A 438-nucleotide genomic window follows, 5' to 3' on the forward strand; every position below is an offset into this window, starting at 1 on the left:
AAATCATTCTTGGCGATCTGTCATACTCCAGCGGACCGAACAACCAGCAGCCGTCCATCAAGCTGTCTGAACATCTTGAAGAGCTCGGCTTTGACCTCGTCCGTTTTAAAACAGGGACGCCGCCGCGGGTCAACAGTCATTCAATTGACTACAGCAAAACGGAAATCCAGCCCGGTGATGAAGTGCCGCGGGCCTTTTCGTATGAGACGGTGGAATATATTACAGACCAGCTTCCATGCTGGCTCACATATACAAGTCCGGAAACGCACGAAATCATTGACAACAATTTGCATCGTTCACCGATGTACTCCGGCATGATCAAAGGAACGGGACCGAGATATTGCCCGTCTATTGAAGACAAGGTCGTCCGCTTTAACGACAAGCCGAGACACCAAATCTTTCTTGAGCCTGAAGGGCGCAACACCCAGGAAGTCTATG

Annotated in this window: 1 protein-coding gene; it reads left to right on the plus strand. The window is 50.2% G+C overall.

What is annotated here, in order from left to right:
* Positions 1–438, plus strand: a 438-nt coding sequence (locus NQ012_RS12915; RefSeq protein ID WP_257067976.1) for an FAD-dependent oxidoreductase, incomplete at both ends; no start/stop codon positions are given.

This window comes from Neisseria dentiae, from assembly GCF_024580525.1.
GTDB lineage: Bacteria > Pseudomonadota > Gammaproteobacteria > Burkholderiales > Neisseriaceae > Neisseria > Neisseria dentiae_A.